The 14319-nt window shown below is 40.4% G+C and carries 12 protein-coding genes; 7 read left to right on the top strand and 5 right to left on the bottom strand.

All coding sequences use genetic code 11. From position 1 onward, the window contains the following. The first annotated feature begins 24 nt into the window (after positions 1 to 24). The 3 genes from AWW67_RS01900 (at position 25) to AWW67_RS01890 (ending at position 2948) form a co-directional block, all read left to right on the top strand. Positions 25 to 966 carry an N-acetylornithine carbamoyltransferase gene (locus AWW67_RS01900; RefSeq protein WP_062299853.1) on the top strand — a complete coding sequence of 314 codons (942 nt, stop codon included), beginning with the start codon at positions 25 to 27 and terminating at the stop codon, positions 964 to 966. A gap of 142 nt (positions 967 to 1108) precedes the next feature. After that, positions 1109 to 1894 carry an acetylglutamate kinase gene (argB, locus tag AWW67_RS01895; protein WP_062299852.1) on the top strand — a complete coding sequence of 262 codons (786 nt, stop codon included), beginning with the start codon at positions 1109 to 1111 and terminating at the stop codon, positions 1892 to 1894. 1 nt (position 1895) lies between these two features. Next, positions 1896 to 2948, top strand: a complete 1053-nt coding sequence (locus AWW67_RS01890) for a M20 family metallo-hydrolase (RefSeq protein ID WP_089082019.1) — start codon at positions 1896 to 1898, stop codon at positions 2946 to 2948. Positions 2949 to 3391: 443 nt separating this feature from the next. Here the strand turns inward: AWW67_RS01890 and AWW67_RS01885 are convergent, their stop codons facing one another. Continuing rightward, entirely contained in the window at positions 3392 to 3907 is a 516-nt protein-coding gene (locus AWW67_RS01885) for a SixA phosphatase family protein (protein ID WP_062299849.1), read from the bottom strand. A gap of 61 nt (positions 3908 to 3968) precedes the next feature. Here AWW67_RS01885 and AWW67_RS01880 point away from each other — a divergent pair, with 61 nt between their 5' ends. Then, a complete protein-coding gene (locus AWW67_RS01880) occupies positions 3969 to 4160 on the top strand; it encodes a cold-shock protein (RefSeq protein WP_053224066.1) in 192 nt (63 codons plus the stop codon). A 262-nt stretch (positions 4161 to 4422) separates the two neighbouring features. Next, on the top strand, positions 4423 to 4896 hold the full coding sequence (locus AWW67_RS01875; RefSeq protein ID WP_062299847.1) for a hypothetical protein: 474 nt from the start codon (positions 4423 to 4425) through the stop codon (positions 4894 to 4896). Between the two features lie 60 nt (positions 4897 to 4956). Here the strand turns inward: AWW67_RS01875 and AWW67_RS01870 are convergent, their stop codons facing one another. From AWW67_RS01870 to rlmD, 3 genes are all read right to left on the bottom strand, one after another. Further along, complete coding sequence (locus tag AWW67_RS01870; protein ID WP_062299846.1) at positions 4957 to 5910, bottom strand: aldo/keto reductase; 954 nt, start codon at positions 5908 to 5910, stop codon at positions 4957 to 4959. 294 nt (positions 5911 to 6204) lie between these two features. Continuing rightward, positions 6205 to 9123, bottom strand: coding sequence for an alpha/beta hydrolase family protein (locus tag AWW67_RS01865; protein ID WP_062299844.1), 2919 nt, complete (start codon positions 9121 to 9123; stop codon positions 6205 to 6207). Between the two features lie 86 nt (positions 9124 to 9209). After that, the gene (gene rlmD, locus AWW67_RS01860) at positions 9210 to 10613 is read right to left on the bottom strand and encodes a 23S rRNA (uracil(1939)-C(5))-methyltransferase RlmD (RefSeq protein ID WP_062299975.1); all 1404 of its coding nucleotides are present in this window, start codon (positions 10611 to 10613) and stop codon (positions 9210 to 9212) included. 158 nt (positions 10614 to 10771) lie between these two features. Here rlmD and AWW67_RS01855 point away from each other — a divergent pair, with 158 nt between their 5' ends. Beyond that, positions 10772 to 12361 (top strand): SulP family inorganic anion transporter, encoded by a 1590-nt coding sequence (locus tag AWW67_RS01855; protein WP_062299843.1) that lies wholly within the window; start codon positions 10772 to 10774, stop codon positions 12359 to 12361. Here the strand turns inward: AWW67_RS01855 and AWW67_RS01850 are convergent. Further along, positions 12358 to 13185 carry a carboxypeptidase-like regulatory domain-containing protein gene (locus tag AWW67_RS01850; protein WP_176699982.1) on the bottom strand — a complete coding sequence of 276 codons (828 nt, stop codon included), beginning with the start codon at positions 13183 to 13185 and terminating at the stop codon, positions 12358 to 12360. The genes AWW67_RS01855 and AWW67_RS01850 overlap by 4 nt on opposite strands. 156 nt (positions 13186 to 13341) lie before the next feature. On the opposite strand from AWW67_RS01850, the gene AWW67_RS01845 reads away from it, so the two are divergent. Beyond that, positions 13342 to 14157 (top strand): SDR family oxidoreductase, encoded by an 816-nt coding sequence (locus AWW67_RS01845; RefSeq protein ID WP_062299839.1) that lies wholly within the window; start codon positions 13342 to 13344, stop codon positions 14155 to 14157. The last annotated feature ends 162 nt before the right edge of the window (positions 14158 to 14319 follow it).

Genomic DNA, 14319 nt, shown 5'->3' with positions numbered 1-14319 from the left:
CATTTCCGCAACGAATAAAAAAGAATGAAAAATTTCACTTCAGTAAAAGACGTACAAAATATAAATGCACTGGTTGAAAAGGCTTTGTCGTTAAAGGCAAATCCATTTCAAACCAAATTGGCCGAAGGCAAAAGAATCGGTTTGATTTTCTTCAACCCGAGCTTGAGAACACGTTTGAGTTCTCAGGTGGCGGCTCAAAATCTAGGGGCTCAAGCCATTGTGCTCGATATAGGGAAAGACGGCTGGGCTTTAGAGTTTGAAGATGGTGTGGTGATGAATGGCGATAAGGCCGAACACATTAAGGAGGCTGCAGCTGTAATGGGACGTTATTTTGATGTGTTGGGGGTGCGTACTTTTCCTGAATTGAAATCGAAAGAAGCGGACTATTCAGAAAAGCTCTTGAATGCCTTTATTAAATATGCGGGAGTTCCCATTGTGAGTTTGGAAAGCGGCACCAGACATCCATTACAGAGCTTGGCCGATTTGATTACGATCAAAGAGCAATGGACAGCAACGCACAAACCCAAAGTAGTGCTGACTTGGGCGCCACATGTAAAGGCTTTACCGCAAGCAGTTCCCAATTCTTTTGCAGAATGGATGGGAAAAGCTGACGTTGATTTCAGTATTGCCAATCCAGAGGGCTATGATTTGGCAGAAGAGTTTCGCCAAGGTGTACCAGTTTTTCATGACCAAGCAGAGGCGCTTAAAGATGCCGATTTTGTGTATGTGAAGAACTGGTCGTCTTATGATGACTATGGCCAAATTTTATCTCAGGATGAAAGCTGGACTTTCGGTTCGAAGCAATTGGAATTGACTGAAAACGCGAAAGTGATGCACTGTTTGCCCGTAAGACGTGGCTTGGTGATTAAAGATGAAATTTTAGATGGACCAAATGCCATTCATTTAGAACAAGCTGAAAACCGAGTTTACGCAGCTCAAGCGGTGTTTTACGAATTGTTAATGTAGCCCCATCCTTCCGAAACTTCGGAATTCCCCGAGGGGGAAGGCTTACAGACTGCCAGTTTGGAGAGATCCACTACACACTCGCAGTCTGTAAAGTCCCTCTCCTAGGAGAGGGATTTAGGGAGAGGCCAAATAAATAAGAAAAATGAAAAAACTTACCATTGTTAAAGTTGGGGGAAAGGTAATTGATGAAGCATCGGCTTTAAATGCTTTTCTAAAATCGTTTTCAACTTTAGAAGGAGAGAAAATTCTAATTCACGGAGGTGGAAAAATTGCTTCCGACTTTGGTAAGAGATTGGGCATTGAAGCCAAAATGATTGACGGACGAAGAATTACCGATGCGGAAACCATTGATTTGGTGACCATGGTGTATGGTGGCTTGGTGAGTAAGCGAATCGTTAGTAAACTTCAAGCCTTGAAGGTAAACGCCATTGGCCTCACTGGTGCGGATGCCAATGTAATTCCTGCTACAAAAAGACCCGTTGGAGCAATTGATTATGGGTTTGTAGGCGATGTAAAGCCAGAAAATATCAATACTGAAATACTTAAAAACCTTATCGATTCGGGACTAATCCCTGTGTTGGCACCTTTGACCCACGATGGCGAAGGTCATATGCTCAATACGAATGCCGATACCATTGCGGCTTCTGTGGCAGCTGCTTTGGCGCAGCAATTTGAAGTGAAATTGATTTACTGCTTCGAGCAACCTGGTGTACTTTCCGATTTCGAAAATAAAATTGTAATTCCTGAAATTAAAAGGGCAGAAGTAGCAGAACTAAAAGAGCGCGGAGTGGTCAATGAAGGCATGCTTCCCAAAATGGATTGCGCTTTATTGGCCTTGGCTCATGGTGCTAAATCGGTGAGAATCGGTTCTTTTGAAAACTTACCAGCCTTGGCCAATGACCAATCTGGAACTCTAATCACCAATTAAAATGCAGTTATTCAACGAGGCAATCGAATTACTAAAACAGCTTATTGCTATTCCTTCTTTCAGCAAAGAAGAGGATAAAACGGCCGATTTGATTCAATCCTTTTTTCAGAATAAAGGAATTTCAACCCAAAGAAAAGGCAATAACGTCTGGGTGAAGAACTTACATTTCGATGCCAGTAAACCCACCATTTTGCTCAACTCGCATCACGACACCGTAAAACCGAATGTGGGCTACATCAAAGATCCATTTTTTCCGGAGGTGAAAGATGGAAAACTTTACGGCTTGGGAAGCAATGATGCTGGAGCCAGTCTGGTTTCTCTCATGGTTTGTTTTCTACATTTCTCTCATGCTCCTGACCTAAAATACAATTTGATTTTGGCGGCTACAGCCGAAGAAGAAATTTCTGGGAAGAATGGGGTGGAAAGTATTCTAGAAGAACTGGGAGATATAGATTTCGCCATAGTGGGCGAGCCTACTTTGCTTGATTTGGCGATAGCGGAAAAAGGATTGATGGTTCTGGACTGTGTAGCCATCGGAAAATCTGGCCACGCTGCCCGAAATGAAGGCGAAAACGCCATTTACAAAGCCATGAAAGATATTGAATGGTTTCGTACTTATGCCTTTGATGAAGTTTCGAAAACCTTGGGGCCAGTGCGAATGTCGGTAACGATGATTAATGCGGGCCAGCAGCACAATGTAGTGCCTGATGAATGCAAGTTTGTAGTTGATGTGCGCAGTACAGATTGCTATTCAAATACCCAAATTTTAGAAATTATTAGAGCGCATGTTAAATCCAAAGTGGAACCACGATCTACCAGATTGAATCCATCCTCCATTCCAATGGATCATCCGATTGTTCAGGCGGGAATTGCTTTGGGTGGAAAAACGTATGGCTCTCCAACAATGTCGGATCAGGCGCTAATGCCTTATCCTTCATTAAAGCTCGGTGTTGGCGATTCGGCACGATCGCATACAGCCGATGAATTTGTTTTCATCCATGAAATAGAAGAGGGAATTGAGTTTTACATCCAACTTCTGAAACAGGTTTTGTGATTTAGATTAGTCTTGAAGTTTTATCGGGTCGCCCCGATGGGGCTTAAGGTTCGTTCGTTAGCGGCTATTCTACAATCAGGCCGCCTCTACGAGGTTAGCTTCATCACGGATACATGGGGTGTCTTAATGGACTGGCTTTGTCCTCAGGTATGATTGGATTTTTGGAACTGGGGTATGCTTTAGCGGCAATCTTAGCAGGTCGCCCCGATGGGGCTTGTTGGCGATTAGTGGATTATGTTACAATCAGGCCACCTCTACGAGGTTAGTTTTCTTAAAAATTATGATGCATTTTAAATGTGTATCTTTTACTCTTTGGTAGGCTTTTGATCATAGATTCGAGAATACAAACTACTCTAGTCCCAGCGGGACTTACCGTTTGTAGCTTAGGGTCAAATGAATAGATAGTTAAGCTCCGTAGGAGCGACCCGTTTTATAAGAGAAGATCATTGCTGCGATTTCGGGTAATCGTAATAAAACTGATGACCTTTAGTACTGTGAATATCTTTCCAACTTTCCATTTCAAACTCAATACCGCATACCGCACAGGTGGGTAGATTGTCTAAATCAAAATGACTGATTTCGTTGATCAAGTAAGTCAACCCAGGGTTATGGCCAAAAATCATAACTGTGTTGTGCTGATCATCCACTCGGCTTAACAGCGTTTTAATGGTTCCGGTAGAAGCATGATAAAGCCTTTCTTCTTCCATAATGTAGGAAACAGGATAACCGATTTTAGCAGAAATTACTTTTGCCGTGGTCAATGCCCTGTTGGCAGGAGAGGATATGATAAGCGATGGTTTGATGCCTTTCATGGCCAGTCGCTGACCCATATCTGGCGCATCATTTTTACCACGATGATTTAAAGGTCGCTCAAAATCAGATAGATGCGGATTGCCCCAACTAGATTTGGCATGACGAACGATATACAGTTTTTTATTGCTGGTTTTATTGGATTTCATAACTAATAGCTACATTTGCCGTAATACAAATAAAATTTTTAATTACTTATTACAATTTACAATGAATACAGGAGTAGTAAAATTCTTCAACAATGATAAAGGCTTCGGCTTTATCGTTGATGACGCATCTGGTGAAGAAATCTTTGTTCACGTTTCTGGTACAATCGATGCTATCGACAAAGACGACAAAGTTGAATTCGAGAAAGCAGAAGGTCGTAAAGGACTTAACGCTGTGAATGTCAAGAAAATATAGTTAAGAATTATAGATTTTTGATTATTGAACCCCGACTGGTCGGGGTTTTTTTATAAATCATAAAAATACAAAAGAGGTTACATCAGCAATGGTGTAACCTCTTCTGTTTTATAGGTTAGATGGGTTATTATAACCCTGTGGAAGTAAGCTTTAAAAATCAAAAGGTAAAATTGAAATAAGCTTTTTATATTAGGCTGTGTATGTGGATACAGCGACCAATAAGGGAAGCACAAGCTAAACCGAGCATTAGATTTTATTAATAATGAATGATAAAAGAATTGCAGAATTACTTGAATCTATTGCAGATGAATTTAATGTAAAGCTGGATAATTATTCTGATAGTGTCCTTTTAGTGGTAACGAATAAAAGTATTATTCAAAGTGATAAATTGAGGTTGTTACTTGAAATAAGTAAAGGTGCTTCTGTTTCTGCGTTGAACACTAACATCAAACTTAGTTTAACTGTTTCCAATTTTGAGTCTTCCGATTTTACCATTAAAATGAATAATGGTATTTCTAGGTTGTTGTCAAAAAAAAGGTTTGTTGTTTTAGGAGATGGCGGTAACAAATTTGCTCAATATTGGATTTCTGAATTGAAAAAAAGTAGCGTTTCAGGACTTAGGTCTTTCAATGCAAGTGCTAAAAATGACACATTTATCCTAAAGGTAAAAACTCCTTATTTGAACACACTGGAACAGGTTCTGTCGATTTTATTGATTCATTTTAGAATAGAATAAAAAAACCAGCCCTGTCTCCAAGGCTGGTTTTTTGAGAATTTAAATAAGTGCGAGGTGAGTCTAGTTATTCCAAAGACCATCTGCGGTATAACTTCCACCTTCGCGTTCCCAAAACTTACCGTTTAGGAATCGGTATCCTTTATCAAGCTTGTTCAGTTTGGCCATATCTTCCTTACTCAGCTCAATTTTAGCCGACTTCAAGTTCTTCTTTAACCTTTCTGGATTTACCGATTTTGGAATTACGGCAGTGCCTCTGGCTTCCGCCCATTTGATTAAAATTTGAGCGGGGTGAACATTGTGGGCTTCAGCGATTTTCTTCACCACGTCATTTTCAAACATATCAGGTTCGTCAATCCCTTTCATACCTTCGGCACGATCGCGCGACCCAAGCGGAGAGTAGGCCGTGTAATGAATATTGTTGTCAATACAGAATTGCAATAAGTCATTCTGAGCCAAATAAGGGTGCGACTCCACCTGGTTCATTTCGGGCTGAATAATGGCGGTTTCCATCAGCTTTTTCAACTTAGGAATATTGAAGTTTGAAACGCCAATATGTTTTACTAACCCCGCCTCTACACAAGCTTCCATGGCTTTCCAAGTGTCGGCAATGGGCATTTCGTCAATCGGAATAAAATCGTCAGCAGTTTTTGGATTGATGGCTTCTTTTTTATGAGCAATTGGCCAATGGATTAAATACAAGTCCAAATATTCGAGCTGTAATGCGTTCAACGATTCTTTTAAGGCAGGCATTACATCTTCTGGAGCATGGAATGAATTCCAAAGTTTTGAGGTGACAAAAAGCTCATCTCGGGTTACATCACCTTCGGCAAAGGCATCGGCAAAAGCGTTGCCTATTTCTTTTTCGTTTTGGTAAATCCAAGCGCAGTCAATGTGTCGGTAGCCTAGTTTTATGGCTTCTCTTACTGCCTTGTAAACCTCTCCTGGTTCAGATTTCCAAGTTCCCAGCCCGATGGTGTCTAATTTATCTCCGTTTTTAAATATCAATTGGTTCATAATGCTTCTTTTATTTAAGTCTTAAACTAATCAAGTTCTTTGGCAGTTCAGAATTTTTGAATTTAGTAAGGCTTATTTTTTTTGAAGAGTACTTCCAAAAGCAATTCGCTTTTTAAATTTTAGAAAGGATTCTTCCTTCTAATTTTAACTGGTTGCCAAAGAATAGAAATAGTATTAGCCTTACCTTTAGTATTAAGTTAAAACTCGCCACTTCAAAAATAGGCTACTAGCAAAAAAAATATCCCCCGATGTGTATCGAGGGATGTGATGTTGAAAGCAATTTGGTTTTTAAATTTAGAAACCTCTTTTCTCTAAATGTTCATCTAATTTAAGGTTGTCAATTCCTTTTTCTAACCAGTCTGGGGCAGCATGGCCTTTTAAATGATGATTGAAGAATTCCATCATACGAACGCTATAATCCTTTCGGTTTTCAAGCTTGCTCAGTCCGTGATTTTCGCCTTTGTATTGCATAAGTATCACTGGTTTTTTCAGCCTTCTTAAAGCTGAATAATACTCAATACCTTGGGTGAAATCTACTGCACCATCTTTGTCGTTGTGAAGCATTAAGAGTGGGGTATTCACTTTTTTCACATGGTACACTGGGCTATTTCGCTCGTAAGAATCCCAGTTTTCCCATGGGGCGCCACTAAACCTTCCTTGAGAAGCTTCAAAGATGGACATGTTTCCACCGCCAGAGTTCCAGTAGATCAAATCATACATCGAGATCATGTTCGTTAGAGGTGCTCCTGCCGCAGCCGCCTTGAACATGTTTGTTTGTGTAATGAGGAAAGAAGTTTGATAACCACCCCAAGAATGACCATGAATTCCGATATTATTTTCATCGACCACACCCGTAGCGATGGCGGCTTTTACGGCAGGAAGTACTGCCCAAACCGCTGACATTCCCGGATCGTCTAGCTTGTAAACGATGTCTGGAATAAACACAGCATAACCATTGCTGGTGTAAACAGTAGGGTTCCAGCCTGTTCCGCTAAATCCTGGGTTTGCCCAATTATGGCGGGTTTGTGAAAGTTTCTCGTAATAGTAAACTATGGTTGGGTACTTTTTCCCTTCTACATAATTGGCTGGAAGAAATAATGCTCCTTGTAATGAATCTCCTTTGTCAGTCACATAATCCACCAATTGTGTTCCGTCTGACCAAAGGTACTTTTCGGCATCAGGTGTGTTTTCTGTAACCTGCTTTGGTGAAGAAAGCGAGGCGTCCGTCATGTAAATTTCTGTTGGCATATTGAAGGTCTCTTTACTGAAGAAGAATGCATCAGCATTTTCAGCTTTTCTAAGGCCTCCAACATTAGCGTCTTCCCAGATTAGAGATTTAGCTCCAGAAGATAGGCCATCTTTTTTTGCTGGAGAAAGCAAGGAAATACCACTTTTTTTGTTCCATTCACCATAGGTTCGGACGTAAACTGGCTTAGTAAGGTCAATTCCTTTTTCCTCAGGATCAAGTCCAAACCTATACTGGTAGCGAATCTTTTTCGCTCTACCATTTTGAGTAAGGTTGATAGATGATGATTTGCCATTTAAAGGCACCTGCCAAATATCCCAACCATCTCGAAGTAACACATACTTGTCATCTGAACTCCAGCCTAAGGCGCCCACCATGGGCTTCTCTACATTATGGTCATCTTCAACGTCTACAAAGGTTACTGGAAGATTTTCCGTGATGTTTTTTGTTGATTTACTAGCAATATCGTAGACGAAATAATGTCCATCTTTTCCATACATCAGTTTGGTTCCGTCCGTTGAGGGTCTTGGTGATGACGAATATGATGGAATATAGAATTTAGTGAAAAGCGTAGTTTTTTCACCTGTAAGTAAGTCTACGATGTAAAAGTCGCTGTATTGCTGCCCGTCTAGGTTAATGTCTAGTTCGTAAGCTTGAGCATCTGACCCCAAGGCATAACGATGTTTAGGTAGAATACTTAAATCTTTCATACTGCTGTCTTGTAAAGCGGTATGCTTAGCGGATGCCACATTATACATGGCCCAGAAGCTGTAATTTTTGTCCTGATTTGCCGTAACCTGCTGTCGCGACTGGAGTTTGCTGTCGTTCCAATGCCATATGGTCATATCTGGCTTATCAGTATTTGCCTCTTTCTTTTCTTTTCCTGAGTTCAGTTTGGCAATTGCTTTTTGCAGATCGGCAATCGACTTTATCGATGTGTCTGCCATGATTTTTTCCATGGCATTTGCTTCTGCCATTTTCACCGAATCTTTGTCCAGCTCTTTTTTATCATCTTTTTTCGCTAGTGTCAGTGGGTGAATGCCGTAAAAAAGTCGGGTTAAATCTTCTGACCACATTGGTCTTCGACTACCGCTTATGGTGTACGCTTGGTCAAAACCAATGCTGTCTTTCAGGGCATCATAAATGGTAACCTGTGGGTTGTTTAGGTTTTTCACTCCAATTACCTGACCGTGATCTTGTTTGTATTTTTTGTCTTCAACCATTTTTAAGGCAGCAAAAGCATCGCCTTTCTCAGTCCAGTTGATAGACTTGTAAGATGCCTTGTCTGAATCTAAGATTTGGGTTCTGTTGTTAGTCAAATTCAGTAGATAAAGGCCGTTGCCAGATTTATTGGCCGCATCAACAACATATGCCAAGTGGCTACCCGATTTATTGAACCTGAATTCAGAGACATTTCCCATGTTTTGAGATTTTCCAGTCTTTAAATGATGAATCAAAAGATCAGAACCTTTGCCGTCACCATTTCCATCTTTAGCCAGGTTGATGGCCAAATGCGAAGCTGCTTTGCCGTTGAAAGAAAAGCTGATTACGTTTTCAAAAGTTGTCTTCTCATCTGTTCCTAGTTCGATCAAAGTAAGTTTGTCTCGAAGCGGTTTTCCTTTCGCTCCTTTGTTTGCTTTGCTTTCAGCAAACGTAGGATACTCCTTAAACGCAATCCATTTCCCGTCATCACTAAAAGAAATCGAGGGGAAGTTTGTTGAGCCGATGGGGAATGATTTTTTTTCAGCACTTGGGTCTGAAATGTTTTGAAGGATGAGCTCGCCATCTGCTTCCAAAGCCACGTTTCCGTAGGCAATCCACTTTCCATCTGGTGATACTTGAAAGCTATTGCTTTGCATGTATTTCCAAGTGGGAATATCTTGCCATGTAATGGGCTTTTTTTCTTGGGCCACAGCAAAACTTGCAAAGCAAAAAAGTGCTAAGAATGTGAGTAGTTGTTTACGCATGATTGAGTTTGTTTAATTTCGAAAAGGAAGTTAACCAAAATTTGATGCGCTCACGAAGTTTTGGCTAATTTATCAGCCTTAAACGTTTATTTCTTTTCCAACAAAACCACATTCTCCACATGATGCGTTTGTGGAAACATATCTACTGGCTGTACTTTTTTAACGGTGTATTTTACATCGAGTAAAGCCAAGTCGCGGGCTTGTGTGGCGGGGTTACAGCTAACGTACACGATTTTTTCAGCCTCAATTTTGAGCAACATTTCAATTACATCTTCGTGCATTCCTGCACGTGGTGGGTCGGTGATGATCACATCCGGCCTATCATGATTAGACATGAAATCGTCATTGAGTAATTCCCTCATATCGCCTGCGTAGAATTCGGTGTTCGTCACTCCATTGATTTCTGAATTCAATTTGGCATCTTCAATGGCCGCTTCTACATACTCTAAACCAATTACTTTTTTAGCGTCTTTGGCAATAAAGTTGGCAATGGTGCCTGTGCCGGTATATAAATCATAAACCACTTCGTCACCCTTTAAACCAGCATAATCTCTGGCAATTTTGTAGAGCTCATAAGCCTGAGCCGCATTGGTTTGGTAAAACGATTTTGGTCCAACTCGAAACTGGACATCTTCCATGGCCTCAGTAATATGAGCTTCGCCAGAGTAAAGTTTCACTTCTAGGTCGTGGAAAGTTTCGTTGCCCTTATCGTTAATTACGTATTGTAAGGAATGAATATGAGGGAAGGCGGTTTTAATGTGCTCCATCAGCCCCATATTCTTTTCATGCTCCATGGCAAACTGAACAATCACCATCCATTGATCTAGCGATGAATTTCTGATGATCAGGTTTCTGACATTTCCGGTTCTTCGCTTTAAGTCGAAAAAAGGGACATCGTTTTCCAAACAGTATTTTCTTACCGAAAGCCTAATTTCGTTAGAAGGATCGGGTTGGTGATAACAGGTTTCAATGTCCAATATTTTATCAAAGCTGCCCGGAACGTGGAAGCCCAAACCTCTTCGGTCGAGTTCTTCGCCTGTGGCAATTTCTTCTTGCGTTAGCCATTTCCAGTTTGAAAAGGTGTATTCAAGCTTGTTTCGATAATATTTGATTTTAGAAGAACCTAAAATTGGACTGACTTCTGGCAAAGGGATTTTACCAATACGTTCCAAATTATCAATCACTTGCTGGTGCTTGTATTTTAGCTGAATGTCATACGGAATGTGTTGCCATTTACAACCTCCACAAATGCCAAAATGCTGACAGAAAGGCTTTACTCTATCTTTTGAGTATTCATGAAAAGTAAGGGGCTTGCCTTCCATAAAGTTCTTTTTCTTTCTGGTCACGAGTACATCTACCACATCACCTGGCGCCACGCCTTCCACAAAAAGCACTTCATCGTTTACACGGGCAATGCACTTTCCTTCTGCTGCAATGCCTTCGATTCTTACTTGCTCTAGTACTTTTCTTTTTCCCCTAAACTTTGCCATGCGCGAAGATAATTTCATTCTGTGAAAGTCTAGTTACCCAATGTTAATTTTGATGATGAGTTACTTTTGCCGTGGTGTGATTTAACCAACAATTCATAGGTAAGTCTTTCTGTCTAAATGAAATGCCCTACCTTTGCAGGCTTATTACAAAAACGCATATGAATTTTAGAGAAGCATTCTCAATTGTTGACAAAAACAGAATCAGCGCCAAAAGTGATATTTTTTCAGGCTTAACAGTGGCTTTGGCGCTTGTGCCAGAGGCAGTTGCCTTTGCCTTTGTGGCTGGAATTTCTCCAATTGTTGGGCTTTATGGTGCCTTTATGATGGGTCTAATTACTTCCATTTTTGGTGGTAGGCCAGGGATGATTTCTGGAGCTACGGGAGCGTTGGCAGTAGTAATGGTTTCTCTGGTAGCCGAAGGTGAGCTTATGGGCGAAGGTCAAGGCCTTCAGTTCTTGTTTGCTACTTTGATATTAACAGGCATTATTCAAATGTCGGCTGGCTTTTTAAAGCTGGGCAAGTTCATCAGAATGGTGCCACATTCGGTAATGATGGGCTTTGTAAACGGCTTGGCCATTGTGATTTTTATGTCGCAACTGGGCATGTTTAAAGTAGGTGGCGAATGGCTTACAGGTCAGTCACTTTTTATCATGCTTGGTTTAACACTGCTGACCATGGCTATTATGGTTTTTATCCCTAAAATCAATAAGAATATTCCGGGGGCACTTGTAGCCATATTGGTAGTGTCGTTCATTGTAATTTTTGGAGGTATAGAAACCGAAACAGTAAAGAGTTTTATTCAAGCCGGTGGAGGCGATGGTATTAAAGCTGGACTTCCTTCTTTCAACGTACCAGTAATCGACCTGAACTGGGACACCTTGGCCTTCATATTTCCTTACGCAGTAATCCTAGCCGCGATTGGCCTGATCGAATCCTTGATGACCTTAAACTTATTAGACGAATTAACCGAAACCCGTGGAAGCGGAAACCGTGAATCGGTTGCGCAAGGCTTGGCCAATATGGTGAACGGATTTTTTGGTGGAATGGGCGGTTGCGCCATGATTGGCCAAAGTATTATCAATGTAAAATCTGGCGGAAGAGGTCGCCTTTCAGGCGTGGTTGCCGCGTTGGCTTTGCTCGCTTTTATTCTTTTTGGTTCAGAATACATTGAAATGGTGCCTATTGCAGCATTGGTAGGTGTAATGTTTATGGTGGTGATTGGCACATTCGCTTGGTCTACTTTTAAGGTTTGGAACAAAGTACCGAAGGCCGATGTAATCGTAATCATATTGGTAACAGGGCTTACTGTAATTTTCGACTTGGCCATTGCTGTTTTTGCAGGGGTGATCGTGTCGGCATTGGTGTTTGCTTGGCAAAATGCATTGCGCATTCGAGCGAGGAAATCAATTGACGAACACGGCATTAAGCACTATGAAATTTACGGACCATTATTCTTTGGTTCTATCAGCCTTTTCAATAGCAAATTCGATATTAAAGAAGACCCGAATGAAGTGATTATTGATTTTGCTGAATCACGCATTGTCGATCAATCTGCCATAGAAGCTATTAATAAGCTGGCAGAAAGGTATCAGAAAGAAGGGAAAACTATTCACTTGCGTCATTTAAGTAAAGATTGCTTAGCGCTAATTAAACGTGCCGAAGAAATTTGCGATGTGAATGTACTTGAAGATCCAGATTACTTTGTGGCGATTGATAATTACAATAAAAAAGTGGCGGCTGAAGTTTAGTATTCGTTTTTAGCCCGTTTCCATAATCTGATTGAGCTTCCAACTGTTGCTATCAACGAATCAAAACTTCGATAATGCTGATAGCTCAATCCAAGCTCAAAATATCTTAGGACTCTATATTTTAATGAGGCATTAAATTCTACGTTTTTACCCCAAAAGGTTGAGGAGACCTCAATCGGGATATAGTGATATTTGCCAAGACGAATTTCTTTATTTGCCCCAAGAAGGATTCCAAAAGACTTCTTGGAATTTAAATCATGATTGCTAACTCCAAACCCAATATTACCATCAAAATATCTCAATTTTGGTTGAAATGAAAATGTAGAGTTTTTGAAACTGTAATCTTGGAAAGAGATATTTTGGTATCGAAATGTAGTGCCAATGCTTATGTTAGGATATGAGTAAATAAGATTGGAAGCTTCTATTTTTGAGTCGAGAAAATCAGCTTGGCTAGTAAGGTTTTTTACGACTGAAGTTCGGATTGAAAACCACCCAATTTGGTCTGAAACGTAGCTAAGCTTTCCTATAACAAACCTGTTCTTCAGATCATACCCTGCATCAAAATGAATACGACTCTGGCCAAAATCATCTTGAATGATATATGGTTTGAGCTCAACTAGATAAAATTTGTCGTCAGTAATTTGAACTTCCCTTTCGGCAAACCCAACGAATTTAAAAATAAGTGTTTGTCCGAGTTCAACCTCAATTTCAAAATCACCATCAATAGTTGTTAGTGTTTTTTTGTCAGTTTCTTTTGCTTGAATGCTCACAAAGCGCAATGGCAATCCATCATCTGAAGCCATAACTTTTCCTTTAATAACCATTTGAGCCTTGCTGTAGCCAGTAATCAATAGTAGAAGGGTAATTATGTATACCAGCTTTTTCATTAATTTATTAACAGCCATCATGTATTAAGCCCTTAATATCATGAATTATTTAAGAGAGTTCTAAAAGCTGATATCTTTGCGTAAATATTAGGCATGAAAAACAAAGTTGTTATCATCACAGGAGCTTCTTCGGGTATTGGAAAAGCATTGGCCATTGAGTTTGCTAAACTGGGCGCACATATTGTCATTACTGGTAGAAATGAAGCACGCCTTAATGAAGTAGCCGAAATTCTGGATGGCATGAAAACCCGAAATCTTTGTCTGCAACTGGATGTAGCCAAAGAAAAAGACAACGAGATTTTAGTCAATGAAACCCTAAATACCTTCGGTAAAATTGACATCCTGATCAATAATGCGGGCATTTCCATGCGAGCGCTTTTCGAAGAAATCGAAATGGATGTTTTCAAAAAAGTGATGGACATTAACTTTTACGGAACCCTTTACGCTACTAAATACTGTCTTCCTGAAATACTAAAAACCAAAGGCTCCATTGTAGGCGTTTCGTCAATTAACGGTTACCGAGGCACCCCAGCCAGAACCGCTTACACCGCCTCAAAATATGCGATGAATGGCTTTATGGAATCGCTGCGTACGGAAGTAATGCACAGAGGTGTTCATGTACTCGTGGCTTGCCCTGGTTTTACAGGAACGAATATCAGAAATGCCGCACTTACGGCTGACGGTACTTCCCAAGGTGAATCGCCTCGTGATGAAGGAAAGATGATGACGGCAGAAGAAGTAGCTCAAGGAATTATAAAAGCCATTCAAAAAAGAAAGCGCGACATCGTATTTACCAGCCAAGGTAAATTGGCCGTCTTCCTCAATAAATGGATCCCCAGCCGAATGGATAAAATTGTATTCAATGTTTTCGCTAAAGAACCAGACTCGCCTTTTTCTGCGAAAAAGTAGTTAAGAGTGATTAGTTGGTCAGTTATTAGTTGATCAGGGAATCAGTTATTAGTAAAACAGAAAACAAGTAAATCAGGAAATAATAAAGTAAAAAACAGTGAGGTGGGGAACTCAAATTGCTGGAAAAAACTCAGCCTTAACTGATTCCTGATTCCTGATTCC

This window comes from Roseivirga seohaensis (assembly GCF_001592945.1).
Lineage (GTDB): Bacteria > Bacteroidota > Bacteroidia > Cytophagales > Cyclobacteriaceae > Roseivirga > Roseivirga seohaensis.
This window is presented reverse-complemented; position numbering and strand designations above follow the sequence as displayed.